Here is a 15,390-nt window from a genome sequence, read left to right on the forward strand (position 1 = left end):
CCGCGAGGACGCCGCTCGCACAACATCGCAACGGCCGTGCGGCCCAAATGGATGCAGGCGCCGGTGCGCACGACTAGGCTGATGCCATGAGCGATCCAATCGTCATTCTGACTGAAGAACCCCTGGGCGCGGACGACCGCGTCAACATAGAACGTCTGGTGGACGGGCAGGACACGCCCCTTGTCCTGCTGGTTCCGGGGAACACTGAACGGCATCTGCTGGTGGATTTTCTTGAGAATCTCTCCCTGCTGGACGTTGTTAAGGCGTTCCGCGAGCTGACCGCCCACGCTCCGGACCCCTCCGCTGAACGGGCCGAGGCTGCAGAGACGCTGGCCGTCTCGCTGGCTGCCCTGGAGGGGCTGGGCGCAGGAGTCACGGGCGAGGTGGTGGACGTTGGCGCCGTTAAAGGCCTCGTGGCCAAGGTGAAGGAGCTCGGCGCAGCCCAGGCGGTGGTGATCACCCGTCCGCACGCAGTGGCGGATACGTTCCACACGGACTGGGCCAACAAAGCCCAGGACCAGCTGGGGCTCCCGGTGCTCCACCTGTACGCCGGTTCGGGATTTATCGGCGACTCCTGAGCGTTGAGCTGACTATGAGCATCTTTGGAAAGAGCATTTTCGACAACAAGGCCACGGATTCCGTACCGGATCCGGCAGCCGACGCCGGAACTGCGGAACCTGCATACCGGAAATCCGACGCCGAGTGGCGGCAGGAACTCACGCCGGAGGAATACAACGTGCTGCGCCAGGCGGGTACGGAGCGTCCCTTCACCGGCGAGTACGTGGACACCCATACGGACGGTGTCTACCAATGCCGTGCCTGTGGAACAGAGCTCTTCAGGAGCAACGAAAAATTCGATTCGCATTGCGGCTGGCCGTCCTTCTGGGCACCGCTCGCCGACGGCACCGTCCGTTACATCCACGACCGGACACTTGGCATGAAGCGGGTGGAGGTACGGTGCGGGCACTGTGACTCGCACCTGGGCCATGTGTTCGAAGGTGAGGGCTACGGCACGCCCACGGACCAACGCTTTTGCATAAATTCGGTGTCCCTGAAGCTGGTGCCGCGCGGCGCTGCCGGGGAAGAATCCACGGAGTCCTGAGTCCGCCAGCCGTGGCTCGGCCTATATCTGGCGGAGCCACGAGGCGCCTCGAGCCCGAGAGTATCTTATGCTCAGGCTGGATTTGAGTTAGGGACTCTGGTTGCTTGCTACGCTCGCCGTAGATGCCCCAAGCAATGAGAAAGGCAGGCGCACCATGACCGTCACCCTGACCGGCGCCCCAACAAAGATCACCGCCGAAAATCCCGTCTGGCTCCGCCTCAGGAACGCCGCCGAATCCCTGCAGGAGCTGCAGATCCAGGACGGCTCCGTACCTGACGCGGGCCACCACCCAGCCGCAGCGCTCGAGGTTGCCGAGATCACGGAGTCGCTCACCGAACTGGCACCGCAGTTCCCGCACGACGCGGCCTACCTTGACGCCGTCGTCGCTGATTTCCGGGCGTGGGCCAAGGCTGGTTTCGGGATCCCGGACTTCCTGGCATCCCTGCTGGCGTTCCAGCCCCAGCTGCAGCGCCAGGATGGCCTGCAGCATGTTGTCATCTTCCCCATGTACACCCAGAACGGAAGCAGCAGCCGGCTGGTGGAGGCCGTTCTGATCGAGGTCATCTGGCCCGATTTTGTGGCCGGCCTTGAGGCCGGGGACTATTCCAACAAGCTTTTTGTGCCCATCCGGTTCCTGGACTTCACCCGCGGTTACAACACCAACTCGGCGGTGCTGTTCCCCGAAACCGTGGCCGTTCGGGAAACACCCACCTTCACCTGGGGCGCTATTTTTGCGGACCGCGAAGCTGCCCGGTTCCGCAGGGTCCTGCGCGCGGCCGCGGACATCACGTCCCTGGACCTGCCCGCGGGCGCTATTGAACTCCTGGCGGACCAGGAACTGACCGAGGCCACGTTTGTCATGTGGGACCTGATCCATGACCGGACCCACATGCGCGGCGACCTGCCCTTTGACCCGTTTATGATCAAGCAGCGGATGCCCTACTTCCTGTATTCGCTTGAAGAACTGCGCTGCGACCTCACAGCCTTCCGGGAATCCGTCCGGATCGAACAGGACGAAGACGCCGGGCCGGAAGCACGCCGGCACGCGAAACTGGTGCAGTACGCCATCATCTTCGACCGGATCTTCCGCTTTGCGATCACCGGCAACCGGGTGCGCAACTACGACGGCCTCGGCGGGCAGCTGCTCTTTGCCTGGCTGCACCAGCACCACGTCCTGCACTGGACCGACAGCCGGCTCAGCATCGACTGGGACCAGGTGCCGGACGCGGTGATCGCCCTCGGCGCCTCGATCGACGAGCTCTACTGGCGCTCCATTGACCGGCCGAAGATGGCCCACTGGCTTGCCGCGTACCAGCTGATCGCCGCCACAGTCACCCCCAACCCCGCATCTGTCTGGGCCAAAGGCCCCGACGCGCTCCCCGTTGCCGGTCCGCCCCGCGGCCTGACGGACCGGGTGCTGGACGACGAATTTCCGCTGTCCATGTTCTACGAAGCCCTGGAGAAGAAAATGCGCCCGGTCATCGAATCCACCGCCGGCATCACCGGGGCGACCGCACTGTGAGCGAATCCGGCGCGCCGCGCGTGGCTCCTGTTCCGGACCATGCCCCCGGGCTGAACGTCCTGGTCACGGGCGGCAGCGGACCCTCCGGGATCGCCGTGGCCCGGGCGTTGCACCAGGCGGGGTTCCGGGTCTTCACGGTCGGCTCGGACAGCACGCGCATCGACGCTGCTGCGAGGAAGGCGGGCGACGGCGTCACTCCCCTGGTGTGCGATCTTGCGGATCCCGCTGACGTCCAGGCCCTCCGGAAGACCCTGGCGGGCACCGCCGGAGCGATGGACGGAGTTATCCACCTCGTGGGCGGCTGGCGCGGTGCTAAGGGCATCACGGACCAAAGCGACGCCGACTGGGACTTCCTGGAGCGCGGCGCCATCACCACGCTCCGGAATGTCTCCCGGGTCTTTTACGCCGATCTGGCCGCCGCCGTAACCGGAAGGTTTGCCATGGTGTCCTCCACCGCGGTGGACAAGCCCACAGCAGCGACTGCCAGCTACGTGGCGGCAAAAGCCGCCGCCGAGACCTGGACACTGGCGATGGCGGAGGGCCTGGCCCGCGGGGCCGCGGATGAGGGCACCGCCCTGCGCGGCGCCGCCGTCGTCCTGGTCGTAAAAGCCCTGGTGGACGCAGAACTCCGGACGGCGCACCCGGAACGGACCTTCCCCGGTGCCACCGACGTCGAGGACCTGGCCGCCGCCGTCGTCGGACTGTTCAGCCGCCCGGCAGCCGAACTGAACGGCCGGCGCCTGCTCCTGACCTCCGACCGCAAAATCCCCTGACCGAAAAATCCCCTGGCTTACCGGCCCCCTGACCGGCCGGACTCCACCTCCTAGACTGAGAACGTGAGCAAAGCAATGACAACAACGGCAAATGCCGCCCCGCGGCTTGAAAATCCCGCCGCCCGGCTGCATGACGCGTCCGTCCGCGGTTTCGCCTCGGACAATTACTCCGGTGTGCACCCCGAGGTCCTGGCCGCCCTCGCGGCAGCCAACGAGGGCCACCAGGTCTCCTACGGCGAGGACGACTACACGGCACGGCTGCAGGGGCTGATGGAGGTGCACTTCGGCGCCGGCATCGAATGTTTCCCGGTGTTCAACGGCACGGGGGCCAACGTGCTGTCCCTGCAGTCGCTGCTCCCGCGCTGGGGTGCTGTGGTGTGCGCTTCGACGGCGCACATCAACATGGACGAAAACGGCGCTCCGGAACGGATCGGCGGGATCAAACTCCTGCATGTCCCCACTCCGGACGGCAAGCTGACGCCGGAACTAATTGACCGCGAGGCGTGGGGCTGGGGCGATGAACACCGGGCACAGCCGCTGGCAGTGTCCATCACCCAGACCACCGAGCTTGGCACGTGCTACACCCCGGAGGAGGTCCGGGCCATCGCGGATCATGCCCACGCCAAGGGCATGAAACTCCACATGGACGGCGCGCGGCTGGCCAACGCCGCCGCGCACCTGAACGTGCCGCTGCGTGCTTTCACCCGCGACGCCGGCGTGGACATCCTCTCCTTCGGCGGCACCAAGAACGGGCTGCTGTACGGCGAGGTGGTGGTGGCACTGAACCCCGAAGCGGCCCACGGCCTGATATTCCTGCGCAAGATGAACATGCAGCTTGCCTCGAAAATGCGCTTCCTGTCGGCCCAGTTCATCGCCGTGCTGGAAGGCGACCTGTGGCTCCGTTCGGCGTCGCACGCCAACGCCATGGCCGCCCGCCTCCGCGCCGCGGTGGACACGATCGAAGGCGTGGAGCCCACCCAGAAGACGGAGTCCAACGGCGTGTTTGCCGTCCTGCCGGCCGGCATAGCTGACCGGCTGCGGGAGTCCTTCCGGTTCTACGACTGGGATGAAGCCGCCCGCGAGGTCCGCTGGATGTGCTCCTTCGACACCAGCGAGGACGATGTCGACGCCTTTGTGGCCGCGATCCGACGGGAACTCGCGGCACGCCACGCGGTCAAGGAAGCCGGATAGGATGGACCGGCCGACGGCGAGCCTGCGCTGCCCGCCCCCTGCTGTTGCGTAATCTGCGAAGGTGAACGCACTAGCCCAGGTTCCCCCGGAATTTCTCCACGCCTTGGGAACGCTCAGGAAGGCCCAATGCCGCAGTGAGCTGCGCCTGGCGGAAATTCCCGCCCCGGCGCGCCTGGCACCGTTCGCCGTGGCACTCGGGGCCGAGGTCATGGCGCCCGGACCGGGCAGCGGCACCACTCCCGTCCACGGGCCCGCCGCCATGGCCCTGGCCGCGGCGTCCGGCACCGAGGACGACGACGACACCGAGCTGGCCACGGGCCGCTTCATCCTGCTGCACGACCCCGAAGGCTCGGCAGTCTGGGATGGCGAATTCCGCATCGTCACCTACATCCGGGCCCAGCTTGAGCCCGAAATGGGCAACGACGAAATGCTGGGCACCGTCGCCTGGACCTGGCTGGTCGAGGCACTGGAGAATCACAAGGCCCCCTACCGGGCGGCCGGCGGGACCGCCACGCGCGTCCTGTCGGAGAGCTTTGGAACACTCTCTGACCGGCCCGGATCGATCGACATCGAGCTGCGCGCCTCCTGGACTCCGGCGTCTTCGGACGTCACTGCCCATCTGGAGGCATGGTCAGAAATGGTCTGCACGTTCGCCGGCCTCCCCCCTGTGCCCGACGGCGTCGCGGCCCTTCCGCGCCGGCGCCGGAACTAGGACTGCCCCTTGTCGGTAAACTGAAGGCATCATGACCCCTCATATTCCGGAAAACACCACGGCCGGCGCTCCGGCTGCTGATACCACTCCCCACATCACGGTGGAAGGCTTCGACAGCCAGGTCCCCGTAGTCATTGACCTCGACGCACCGCGCGACGGCGTGCCGCTGGTTATCGAAACGCAGTCCGGGCTGGAGCGGTGTGCGGCAGCCATCGCCGCCGGAACAGGGCCCGCAGGGGTTGATGCAGAACGGGCCTCCGGATTCCGGTACGGCCAGCGCGCATTCCTGGTGCAGATCCGGCGCGAAGGCTCCGGCACCTGGCTGATCGATCCGGAACCGTTCGAGAACCTGTCCATCATCAACGATGCGCTCCAGGGGGTGGAATGGATCCTGCATGCAGCCAGCCAGGACCTGCCCTGCCTGCTGGAGCTGGGCATGTGGCCGGACAGGCTCTTTGACACGGAGCTCGCCGCGCGGCTGGCCGGGCTGCCACGCGTTGGCCTGGCTGCCGTCATCGAACAACTGCTCGGTTTTGGCCTGGCGAAGGAACATTCGGCCGCCGACTGGTCCACCCGGCCCCTGCCCGAGCCGTGGCTGCGCTACGCCGCCCTGGACGTGGAAGTCCTGACCGAACTGCGCGAAGAACTCATCGAACTGCTCCAGGCTGACGGCAAGCTGGAATACGCGGAACAGGAATTTGCCGCAATCCTCGCCGCCGGCGTGGCCCCTCCCCGGATTGACCCCTGGCGCAAGACGTCGGGCCTGCACCAGATCCGCGACCGGCGCCAGCTGGCCGCGGTCCGCGAAATGTGGCTGGAGCGCGATTCCCTGGCACAGAAGCGCGATGTGGCGCCGGGCCGGCTGATTCCTGATTCCGCCCTGGTGTCCGCCGCCAAGGCCATGCCGTCCACTGTTCCCCAACTGCTCGGCACCAAGGGCTTCCACGGCCGTGCGGCTCAGCGTGAGGCACCCCGGTGGCTCCGGTGCATCGCCGCTGCCCGCGATCTTGAGGACCTCCCGCCGTTGCACCTGCCAACCAACGCACCGCCCCCGCCGCGGGTGTGGTCCGATCGCGACCCCGAGGCCGCGGCACGCCTGTCCACCGCCCGCCCGCTCCTGCAGGCGAAGGCGGACGAACTGAACCTTCCCGTGGAGAACCTGCTGACGCCGGACTACCTGCGCCGCGTCGCGTGGCGTCCGCCGTCGGACATCAACGGAGAAGCAGTGGCCGCTGAACTGCGCACCCTCGGTGCCCGCGAATGGCAGATCGGCCTGATCGCGCCGCTCGTCACAGATGCTTTCCTCAACCCGCAACCGCTGGCGGCCAAGGAATCCAAGGCAACCGCAGCCTCCGAGTAAACGCCCCTTCACCGAGCCTTGCACACTATGTTACTGACGAGTAACATAGTGTGCACTGCCGTCCTGCCGAGTGCTGCCCTTTGGCCTCCGGACGGCGCCAACGTCTCGATGAGGAGTAAACGTGAGCCACCACGGAAGCAGCGGATCCCCGCGAACTGTCCGCGACGTCGTTTTTGTTGACGGCGTCCGCACACCCTTCGGCCGGGCCGGCGAGAAAGGCATCTACGCCGGAACCCGCGCCGATGACCTGATGGTGAAGTGCATCCGCGAACTTCTGCGCCGCAACCCCACCCTGCCCGCGGCCCGGATCGACGAAGTCGCTGTTGCCGCCACCACCCAGACCGGAGACCAGGGCCTGACCCTCGGCCGCACAGCCGCCCTCCTGGCAGGGCTCCCCCGCACCGTCCCCGGCTTCGCCATCGACCGCATGTGCGCCGGCGCCATGACCGCAGTCACCACCACGGCGAGCGGCATCGGTTTCGGCGCCTACGACGTCGTCATCGCCGGCGGTGTAGAGCACATGGGCAACCACCCGATGGGCTCCGGCGCCGATCCGAACCCGCGTTTTATGTCCGAGCGCCTGGTTGACCCCGCCGCCCTGAACATGGGGAACACGGCCGAGAACCTGCACGACCGTTTTCCCGCCATCACCAAGGAACGCACAGACGCGTACGCGGTTGCCTCGCAGGATAAACTCGCAGCCGCCTACGCCCAGGGCCAGATCCAGCCGGACCTCGTTCCGGTCGCTACCCTGAAGCCGGGACAGGGCTGGACGGTGAACAGCGTTGATGAGCCGCCCCGCCCGGGCACCACCCTGGACGACCTGGCGGCACTGCGGACTCCCTTCCGTGCCCACGGCCGCGTGACGGCAGGCAACGCCGCCGGCCTGAATGACGGCGCCACGGCCGCCGTCCTGGCATCCTCGGAAGCTGCCGCGGAACTGGGCCTGCCGGTCAAGATGCGGCTGGTCGGCTACGCCTACGCCGGCGTCGAACCGGAAGTCATGGGCATCGGCCCGGTGCCCGCCACCGAAAAAGCCCTGAAGAACGCCGGCCTCAGCATTGAGGACATCGGACTTTTCGAGATCAATGAAGCGTTTGCCGTGCAGGTCCTGAGTTTCCTGGACCACTTCGGAATTTCCGACGACGACCCCCGGGTCAACCGCTACGGCGGCGCCATCGCGGTGGGCCACCCCCTCGCGTCCTCCGGGGTCAGGCTGATGAACCAGCTCGCCCGGCAGTTCGAAGAAGACCCCTCCGTCCGGTACGGGATCACCACCATGTGCATAGGCTTGGGCATGGGCGCCACCGTCATCTGGGAAAACCCGCACCACGCCGATTACAGCGGTGCCGTCGCAGCAGACGACCACGAAGCAACCACCGAAGCAACCACCGAAGGAGCCGCCGCATGAGCGCCGCCGATTTCACCAAGCTTGCCGAGCTCTTCCCCGACGAAACCGTGACCCACTCGTACGTCCAGGACATCAAGCTGCCGGCCGCCGCCGGCCAGCAGAGCCCTGGGGTGTTTGCGCTGATCACCCTGGACAACGGCCTGGATCACTCCAAGCCCACCACGCTGGGACCCAATACCCTGGTCGGACTGGGCACGGTCCTCGAGGGCCTGAAGGAACGTGCGGCCCGCGGCGAGATCGTGGGCGTCGGCGTGACCGGCAAGCCGTACTTCCTCGTGGCCGGCGCCGACCTGTCCGCGGTGAAGTCGCTGGAGAACCGCGATCATGGCCTGTGGATGGCGCAGCTCGGGCATGACGTTTATGCCACGCTGGCCAACCTCGGCGTCCCCAGCTTCGCCTTCATCAACGGCGTTGCCCTGGGCGGCGGCCTGGAGATCGCCCTGCAGTCCACGTACCGCACGGTGTCCACCGGAGCCGGTGCGCTGGCGCTTCCCGAGGCCTTCATCGGCCTGGTCCCCGGCTGGGGCGGCGTCTACATCATGCCTCGCCTGATCGGACCCGAGAACGCGGTCAAGGTGATGATCGAGAACCCGCTCAGCAACAACCGGACGCTCACGGGGCCGCAGGCCTTCCAGCTCGGCATCGCCGACGCCCTGTTCGAACCGGCAGACTTCCTGGAACAGTCCCTCGCCTGGGCGGCCACGGTCATCACCGGCGAGGTGGTCCCTGCACGGGCCAACGCCGTGGACCCCGCTGATCCCGCTGTTGCCGGGCGCTGGTCCGCAGCCGTCGCCGCCGGCCGGACGTTCGTGGAGGCCAAGACCTCCAACGCCTCCCCTGCGCCGGCCAAGGTCCTGGACATCCTCGAAGCCAACCGGACCATGTCCCAGGCCGAATCCGCCGCCCTCGAATGCGAAACCCTCGCCGGTCTGATGCAGACAGACGAGTTCCGCGCCACCGTATACGCCTTCCTGGACCTGGTCCAGAAGCGTTCCAAGCGGCCTGCCGGCGCACCGGACCGTAAGCTCGCCCGTCCGGTCACCAAGATCGGCGTTGTGGGCGCGGGACTCATGGCCAGCCAGCTCGCCCTCCTGTTCGCCCGCCAGCTCAAGGTCCCCGTGGTGATGACGGACATCGACCAGGCCCGCGTGGACAAGGGCGTGGGCTACGTCCATGCCGAGGTGGACAAGCTCCTCGGCAAGAAGCGCATCAGCCAGGACGCAGCCAACCGCACCAGGGCCCTGGTCACGGGATCGGTCTCCAAGGAAGCCTTCGCGGACGCCGACTTTGTCATCGAGGCTGTCTTCGAAGAGCTGAACGTCAAGAAGCAGGTCTTCGCCGAGGTGGAAGCAATCGTCTCCCCGGACTGCATCCTCGCCACGAACACCTCCTCGCTGTCCGTCACGGCCATGGCCGAAGACCTCGCGCATCCGGAACGGCTGGTGGGCTTCCACTTCTTCAACCCGGTGGCCGTGATGCCGCTGCTCGAAATCGTGCGCGCGCCCAAAACCGACAACGCCGTCCTGGCCACCGCTTTTGAGCTCGCCAAGGGCCTGAAGAAGAGCGCGGTCCTGGTCAAAGATGCGCCGGCCTTTGTGGTCAACAGGATCCTGCTGCGGCTCATGGGCGAAGTGACAGCTGCCTTCGACGAAGGAACCCCTGCCGACGTTGCCGACACCTCGCTGCGCCCCATGGGCCTGCCGATGACCCCGTTCACGCTGGGTGCCATGGTGGGACTGCCGGTGGCCCAGCATGTCCAGGAGTCCCTGCAGGCCGCCTTCGGAGATCGCTTCGCCGTGTCCACGAACCTGCAGAAACTGATCGAGAACGGCGTGAAATCGCTCTGGGCCCCGGCAGCCGACGGCTCCCAGGAGATCCCGGAGTCCACCCTGTCGCTGATGTCTTTCGGCACGTCACCGTCCACCGGGGACGACGTGCTGCGCCGTGTCCAGGATGCCCTGGCCGAGGAGATCGGGCTGATGCTGGATGAGGGCGTAGTGGCCGGTCCTGAAGACATCGACCTCTGCATGATCCTGGGCGCCGGCTGGCCGATGTTCCTGGGCGGCATCACGCCGTACCTGGACCGTGTGGGCGCCTCAGAGCGGGTCAACGGCAAGCGGTTCCTGGCGCCCGGCGTCGCGTCCGGCCTGACGGGTCAGTCCTCCGAATCAGTCAGCCCGGATGCAGCCACCCCGGAATCAGTCCGCGGGTAGCAGGCGGCCGGCGTCGAGGCGCACCAGCCGGTGCGCGATGGACCGGGCGTAGTCCAGGTCGTGAGTGACCAGCACGACGGCGGTGCCCTCCGCCGTCGTGCTGCGTACCACCCGGTCCAGCTGGGCCAGCCCGTGGCCGTCCAAGGCAATGGTCGGCTCGTCCAGGGCAAGGACTGACGGACGCCGGGCCAGTACTGTCGCCAGGGCCAACAGTCGCTGCTGGGACGCCGGCAGTTCCGCCGGGTGCCGTCCGGCAAGGTGCTCCAGGCCAACGGCGGCGAGTGCGTGCTGCACCGCCTGGTCCGCCGCTGGCCCGTGGCGCTCGAGTCCGAAGCGTACTTCCCGTTCCACGGTCCGCTCAAACAGCTGGTCCCTGGGCTGCTGGAAGAGGAGCCCAACATCGTTGGCCACCCGTCCCGCCGGGTGCCCGCTGATGTTCCGCCCGTTGACCAGCACGCTGCCTGCTGTTGGTTGGAGCAAGCCGTTGAGGTGCCTCAGCAGCGTGGACTTTCCGGCGCCGTTGGGACCTGCCACCGCAAGGATCTCGCCGGGTCTGACGGTCAGGCTGAGTCCGTGCAGGACCGGGTCGGCCGGCGGGCCCGGTTGTGCCTTGAACCAGCCTCTGCGCTGCGTCCGCCGGTACGTGAACGAGACGTCACGCAGTTCCAAAGCCGGCGGACTGCCGACTGCGGACGGTTGGCCTTTTTCTACCAGCGTCCGGAGACCTGTAAGCGGGCGGCGCCAGACCACGCCCGCCATTTCAAGCGCCCCGGCAGCCACGATTTCTGCCGGCGTGCCGGCCGCAGCTACGGTACCGCCGGCAAGGACCAGCCACGTGTCGGCGTTGTGCAGGAAGGCATCGGCGCGCTGGCTCAGGATCACGACGGCGGTGCCGTCCTGTGCGAGGTTCCGCACCAGGGCCGCGAGGTCTTCGGCTCCGTCCGTGTCGAGGGAGGCGAAGGGCTCGTCCATAACGAGAACTGCGGGGCGCTGAATGACCGCGCAGCCGATGGCCAGGCGGCGCAGCTGACCGCCGGAAAGTGTGGCGGGATCACGGTCCAGCAGATGGGCCAGGCCGGTCAGGGCTGCTGTGTGCTGGACGGCGCTGGCCATACTCTCACGGTCAACCCCCGCGTTTTCCAGTCCAAAGGCCAGTTCCTCGGCCACCGTGGCCCGGACCGTGGACAAGGCGGCGGCGGGATCCTGCGGCACAAAGCCCACCTGGCGGCCCCAGTTACCGGGATCGGTCCGCGGATCGGCAGCTGTTCCGGTGAACCGGACGCGCGTGCCGGCGAGCTCAAGAAAGCCCGTGAGTGTCCCGCCGTCGCCGGGCAGCAACCAGCCGGCGAGGAGGCGTCCCAGAGTTGATTTGCCACTGCCGGAACCGCCCAGGACCGCCGTAAGCGTCCCTGGGGCAAAGGTCAGCGTTATGCCCGCCAGGACGGGTTCCGTTTCGGTGGGGAAGACGAATTTTTCGATGCCGGCAGCCAGCGCCGGAGGTGGGGTTTGCACCATTGCTAAGTACCCGCCGTCGGCTGCCAGATACGGGCGGCGATGGCCGCCAGCGCCGCGAGCAGCAAGACCAGGCGCACCCACTGCTGGACCGGAGAATCCTGCACCTGACGGTAACTGGTGATTGGACCGGCACTACCGAAACCGCGGGCCTGCAGGGCCGCCGCGCGGGTGCCTGCTTCCTCCACGAGGGACAGCACCAGGGGTACCGCCTGCCATCGGAACGCGGCAGCCCGCCCAAGAATTCCGGGCCTGATCACCAGGCCACGCGCTTCCTGGGCCTGCCGGATCCGCCCCAGCCGTGAGCTGATGGCCGGCAGCAGCGTCAAGGTGGAGGCGAGCACAAACGCGAACCGCGCGTTGACGCCGCGGGTGGACAGGGCAGCCACCAGGTCCGGAACGCTGATAGTGAAGGAACACAGCAGCAGCACGAGCACGGCCGCGGAAAGCTGCGCCGCCCGCTCGAGCGCAAACTGCAGGCCTTGTGCTGTGACACGCGCCGGTCCCCACTGCGCCAGCACGGTGGCGCCCTCAGGAAAGAACAGTCCGTGCAGGGCCAGCAGCGACAGCACCAGCGGAACCAGGATGACCGCCGCCGCTGGCAGCATCCGGCCCGCCGCTCCCCCGGCGACCGACAAGCCCACGGCCGCGGCAATCACGGTGAGGGACAGCGGCCAGCTGGCGGCCGCCGTCGTCATCACTGCCGTGCTGCCGGCAGCCGCCAGCGACGTCAGGGGGTGAAGGCGCATCAGCGGTGGGTCAGGCGTCCTGGCCGGTTGAGTGGCCGATTGAGTGGCCGGTGGGCTGGTTGGTGGCTTTGCCGGCCAGCACGCGGTACTGCCGGACAAAGGGGAACTGCACGCGCGTGCGGCGAGGGAGGGCGTAGACCAGGACGGCTACGAGCGTAAAGACGATGGCCTTGTCCATGGGGTCCGAGATCAGGGCCTGCTTGGTGATGGCGGCGAGCAGGCTGTCCCCCATGGAGCGGAAGGCGCTGACGATGGCGCCGGTGGCCAAGCCGGAGGTGCCGCCGAAGACGAACGCGGCCACGGGAGCGGAGACCACACCGCCGATGATGCCGGTCAGGAACCCCGCCACCGGTGCCAGGTAGAAGCGACGGAACAGGCCGTAGCGGGCGGCGAGGCCCGCCAGGCAGCCGATCAGGGCGGCGCCGGCGGCGAACGGCAGGACAGTGGGGTTGAAGAAGGACCAGACAACGCTGCTGAGGGCACCTGTGGCTGCTCCGGCGGCGGGTCCTGCCAGGACGGCGATCAGGACGGTGCCGATGGCGTCGAGGTAGAACGGCACCAAGGTGCTGCCCACGAACTGGCCCAGGACAATGTTCAGTACCAGTGCCACCGGAATCAGCACCAGAGTGGACACGGGCACGGTTGGCAGCACGCCGATGATCAGCAGCACGGCGCCCACGAGGAAGCCGGAGAGGGCGATCAGGGCCGAGGCACTACCTGGGCCCCCTGTGATGTCCGCGGGCTGGTTCAGGACCAGGTAGATGTACGTGCCGGCAATGGCCAACGCTCCGAGGGTTTCCAGCAGACGGCGGTTCCGGGCGGTGGCCGGCGTTTGTGGCGGCAGCGTAAGGGAGGGCGATGACATGGCGTTCCTTCGAAGGGTGCAGGCTCTGGCGCCCGGATGGCCCGGGCGGTGCGGAACACCGCCTATGTCACCTCGGCGGCAGCCGGGGCGTCTACGCCGGCCCGGTCCGCGGACCAGTCTACCGGCCGGAAATTCGCAAGCCGTGCTCTGGTCCTTGGCAGCAGCCCGCCATCACGTCCGTGGCAGCAGCCCGCCAGCACGTTCCGCACTACCGTCCGTCCCCCGTCGCCTCTTCCCGGTGGGTGGTGTCGTGTTCACCTTTGTGGCGTGCTTCCTCGAGGTGGTGTTCCAGCTTCTCCTCCGCTTCCCGCCGCCGCTGCCCGACAGTTCGCATCTGCTGGGTGGTTGGCGCTGCTGCATGCGAGTGCTGGTGCGGCCTCTCGTCCCGCAGGTCTTCTTCGTGTTTGTCGCTCATAGGGGCATCGTCCCACCGGAAATGACTAAGGGGAAGACCAGCTGCACGGAGCCACCCGCGCAGTAACCCGGCCGTACGATGTGGAGTAGGCTCGCAAGCCGCTGCCCGCCCTGCTGACCTTCCGAAAGGCAAAAATGCCCCACTTCGACCTGGCCATCATCGGATCCGGCTCCGGCAATTCGCTGATCACCCCGTTCTGGGACGGCAGGAAGGTAGCCATGATCGACGGCGGCGTGTTCGGCGGCACGTGCCTGAACGTTGGCTGCATCCCCACGAAGATGTTTGTCTACCCGGCCTCCTTGGCCGCCGCGCCCAGGGAGGCCGCCCGCCTGGGCGTGGACCTGAGCCTGGACAAGGTGCGCTGGAATGAACTACGGGACAGGATCTTTGGCCGGATAGACGCGATTTCCGAGTCCGGCCGGCGGTACCGGGCCGATGAACTGGCCCATGTGGACCTGTACCAGGAGCACGTCCGGTTCACCGGTCCACGGACGCTCAGCACTGATTCCGGCGTCGAGCTCACCGCGGACCGGGTGGTGGTGGCCGCGGGTTCCCGGGCTGTGCTCCCCGATGTACCCGGGATCGGCCTGCCGCAGGTGCACACCTCGGACACCGTGATGCGCATCGATGGTCCGCCCGAACGGGTGGTGGTGGTTGGCGGCGGGTACATTGCCGCCGAGTTCGCTGCCGTGTTCCACGGTTTCGGGGCGGACGTGACCCAGGTGAACCGTTCGCAGCGGCTGCTTCGTGGCAACGACGCCGAGATCGCCGGACGCTTCGCCGCCGCGGCGGCCGACCGCTGGAAGCTCAAGCTTGGCTACTCGCTCCAGGCAGTGGAGGACAACGGCGACGGCAGCGTCACGGTTGTGTTCGCCGACGACGACGGCAAACCACTGCGCGTCACCGCGGACATCGTCCTCATGGCCACAGGGCGGGTGCCGAACACGGACCGGCTGGGCGTGGACGCTGCCGGCTTTGACCTGGATGAGGACTCTACCCTGTCCGTGGACGCGAACCTCAGGGTCCTCACGGGCGGCAAGCCCGTTGATGGTGTCTATGCCTTGGGCGACATCGCCAACAGCTACCAGCTCAAGCACGTCGCCAACCGGGAGGCGCGGGTGGTGGCGCACAACCTGGAACACCCGGACCGGCTCCGGACCATCGACTACACCGCGGTGCCGTTTGCGGTGTTCAGCAATCCGCAGGTGGCCTCCGTGGGCCTGACCGAGGATAAAGCCCGGCAGCAGGCGACAGCAGGGGCGGACATTGTCACCGCAGTCCAGGACTACGGCTCCACCGCGTACGGCTGGGCCATGGAGGACGAAGAAGGTGTGGTCAAGCTTGTGGCGGAACGTTCCACCGGCCGGCTGCTCGGCGCGCACGTCATGGGCCACGAGGCCTCGCTCCTGATCCAGCCGCTGGTCCAGGCGATGGCCACTGACGTAGCTGTCCACCAGCTCGCGCGGGGCCCGTACTGGATCCACCCGGCCCTGACGGAAGTGGTGGAGAACGCTCTGCTTGCCCTGGACGTTGAGGTGCCGGCAGACGCACCGCTGTAGGGCTGG

14 protein-coding genes are annotated in these 15,390 nt (G+C 67.4%); 10 read left to right on the forward strand and 4 right to left on the reverse strand.

Annotated elements, in window-relative coordinates; genetic code table 11:
* Nucleotides 1-86: 86 nt before the first annotated feature.
* The 9 genes from AC50YA_RS03400 (at nucleotide 87) to AC50YA_RS03440 (ending at nucleotide 10,284) form a co-directional block, all read left to right on the forward strand.
* Nucleotides 87-578 (forward strand): hypothetical protein, encoded by a 492-nt coding sequence (locus AC50YA_RS03400; protein WP_494980953.1) that lies wholly within the window; start codon nucleotides 87-89, stop codon nucleotides 576-578.
* Between the two features lie 14 nt (nucleotides 579-592).
* The gene (msrB, locus tag AC50YA_RS03405) at nucleotides 593-1,102 is read left to right on the forward strand and encodes a peptide-methionine (R)-S-oxide reductase MsrB (RefSeq protein WP_494980954.1); all 510 of its coding nucleotides are present in this window, start codon (nucleotides 593-595) and stop codon (nucleotides 1,100-1,102) included.
* A gap of 154 nt (nucleotides 1,103-1,256) precedes the next feature.
* Nucleotides 1,257-2,624 carry a DUF6421 family protein gene (locus AC50YA_RS03410; RefSeq protein WP_494980955.1) on the forward strand — a complete coding sequence of 456 codons (1,368 nt, stop codon included), beginning with the start codon at nucleotides 1,257-1,259 and terminating at the stop codon, nucleotides 2,622-2,624.
* Nucleotides 2,621-3,397: an SDR family oxidoreductase gene (locus AC50YA_RS03415; protein WP_494980956.1), complete on the forward strand. Its 777-nt coding sequence runs from the start codon at nucleotides 2,621-2,623 to the stop codon at nucleotides 3,395-3,397. The genes AC50YA_RS03410 and AC50YA_RS03415 overlap by 4 nt, the downstream gene beginning before the upstream one ends.
* A 75-nt stretch (nucleotides 3,398-3,472) precedes the next feature.
* Nucleotides 3,473-4,588, forward strand: a complete 1,116-nt coding sequence (locus tag AC50YA_RS03420) for a threonine aldolase family protein (RefSeq protein ID WP_494981091.1) — start codon at nucleotides 3,473-3,475, stop codon at nucleotides 4,586-4,588.
* A 61-nt stretch (nucleotides 4,589-4,649) separates the two neighbouring features.
* On the forward strand, nucleotides 4,650-5,300 hold the full coding sequence (locus AC50YA_RS03425; protein ID WP_494980957.1) for a DUF3000 domain-containing protein: 651 nt from the start codon (nucleotides 4,650-4,652) through the stop codon (nucleotides 5,298-5,300).
* Nucleotides 5,301-5,331: 31 nt separating this feature from the next.
* The gene (locus AC50YA_RS03430) at nucleotides 5,332-6,660 is read left to right on the forward strand and encodes an HRDC domain-containing protein (RefSeq protein ID WP_494980958.1); all 1,329 of its coding nucleotides are present in this window, start codon (nucleotides 5,332-5,334) and stop codon (nucleotides 6,658-6,660) included.
* A 121-nt stretch (nucleotides 6,661-6,781) separates the two neighbouring features.
* Complete coding sequence (locus AC50YA_RS03435; protein WP_494980959.1) at nucleotides 6,782-8,071, forward strand: thiolase family protein; 1,290 nt, start codon at nucleotides 6,782-6,784, stop codon at nucleotides 8,069-8,071.
* The gene (locus tag AC50YA_RS03440; RefSeq protein ID WP_494980960.1) at nucleotides 8,068-10,284 is read left to right on the forward strand and encodes a 3-hydroxyacyl-CoA dehydrogenase NAD-binding domain-containing protein; all 2,217 of its coding nucleotides are present in this window, start codon (nucleotides 8,068-8,070) and stop codon (nucleotides 10,282-10,284) included. The genes AC50YA_RS03435 and AC50YA_RS03440 overlap by 4 nt, the downstream gene beginning before the upstream one ends.
* On the opposite strand, the gene AC50YA_RS03445 is transcribed toward AC50YA_RS03440, so the two are convergent.
* The 4 genes from AC50YA_RS03445 to AC50YA_RS03460 all read right to left on the reverse strand — a co-directional run bounded on the left by AC50YA_RS03445 (nucleotide 10,270) and on the right by AC50YA_RS03460 (nucleotide 13,825).
* Nucleotides 10,270-11,799, reverse strand: a complete 1,530-nt coding sequence (locus tag AC50YA_RS03445; protein WP_494980961.1) for an ABC transporter ATP-binding protein — start codon at nucleotides 11,797-11,799, stop codon at nucleotides 10,270-10,272. The genes AC50YA_RS03440 and AC50YA_RS03445 overlap by 15 nt on opposite strands.
* A 2-nt stretch (nucleotides 11,800-11,801) precedes the next feature.
* Entirely contained in the window at nucleotides 11,802-12,545 is a 744-nt protein-coding gene (locus AC50YA_RS03450) for an energy-coupling factor transporter transmembrane component T (protein ID WP_494980962.1), read from the reverse strand.
* Nucleotides 12,546-12,555: 10 nt separating this feature from the next.
* Entirely contained in the window at nucleotides 12,556-13,410 is an 855-nt protein-coding gene (locus AC50YA_RS03455) for an ECF transporter S component (RefSeq protein ID WP_494980963.1), read from the reverse strand.
* A 208-nt stretch (nucleotides 13,411-13,618) separates the two neighbouring features.
* Complete coding sequence (locus AC50YA_RS03460) at nucleotides 13,619-13,825, reverse strand: hypothetical protein (protein WP_494980964.1); 207 nt, start codon at nucleotides 13,823-13,825, stop codon at nucleotides 13,619-13,621.
* 134 nt (nucleotides 13,826-13,959) lie between these two features.
* Here AC50YA_RS03460 and AC50YA_RS03465 point away from each other — a divergent pair, with 134 nt between their 5' ends.
* Nucleotides 13,960-15,384 carry a mycothione reductase gene (locus tag AC50YA_RS03465; RefSeq protein ID WP_494980965.1) on the forward strand — a complete coding sequence of 475 codons (1,425 nt, stop codon included), beginning with the start codon at nucleotides 13,960-13,962 and terminating at the stop codon, nucleotides 15,382-15,384.
* Nucleotides 15,385-15,390: the final 6 nt, after the last annotated feature.

Source organism: Pseudarthrobacter sp. RHLT3-21 (assembly GCF_059383495.1).

Coding starts and splice junctions, on each gene's coding strand:
- AC50YA_RS03450 (WP_494980962.1), bottom strand. CDS start 12,545: ATGCGCCTTCACCCCCTGACGTCGCTGGCGGCTGCCGGCAGCACGGCA.
- AC50YA_RS03410 (WP_494980955.1), top strand. CDS start 1,257: ATGACCGTCACCCTGACCGGCGCCCCAACAAAGATCACCGCCGAAAAT.
- AC50YA_RS03465 (WP_494980965.1), top strand. CDS start 13,960: ATGCCCCACTTCGACCTGGCCATCATCGGATCCGGCTCCGGCAATTCG.
- AC50YA_RS03400 (WP_494980953.1), top strand. CDS start 87: ATGAGCGATCCAATCGTCATTCTGACTGAAGAACCCCTGGGCGCGGAC.
- msrB (WP_494980954.1), top strand. CDS start 593: ATGAGCATCTTTGGAAAGAGCATTTTCGACAACAAGGCCACGGATTCC.
- AC50YA_RS03420 (WP_494981091.1), top strand. CDS start 3,473: ATGACAACAACGGCAAATGCCGCCCCGCGGCTTGAAAATCCCGCCGCC.
- AC50YA_RS03430 (WP_494980958.1), top strand. CDS start 5,332: ATGACCCCTCATATTCCGGAAAACACCACGGCCGGCGCTCCGGCTGCT.
- AC50YA_RS03440 (WP_494980960.1), top strand. CDS start 8,068: ATGAGCGCCGCCGATTTCACCAAGCTTGCCGAGCTCTTCCCCGACGAA.
- AC50YA_RS03460 (WP_494980964.1), bottom strand. CDS start 13,825: ATGAGCGACAAACACGAAGAAGACCTGCGGGACGAGAGGCCGCACCAG.
- AC50YA_RS03455 (WP_494980963.1), bottom strand. CDS start 13,410: ATGTCATCGCCCTCCCTTACGCTGCCGCCACAAACGCCGGCCACCGCC.
- AC50YA_RS03445 (WP_494980961.1), bottom strand. CDS start 11,799: ATGGTGCAAACCCCACCTCCGGCGCTGGCTGCCGGCATCGAAAAATTC.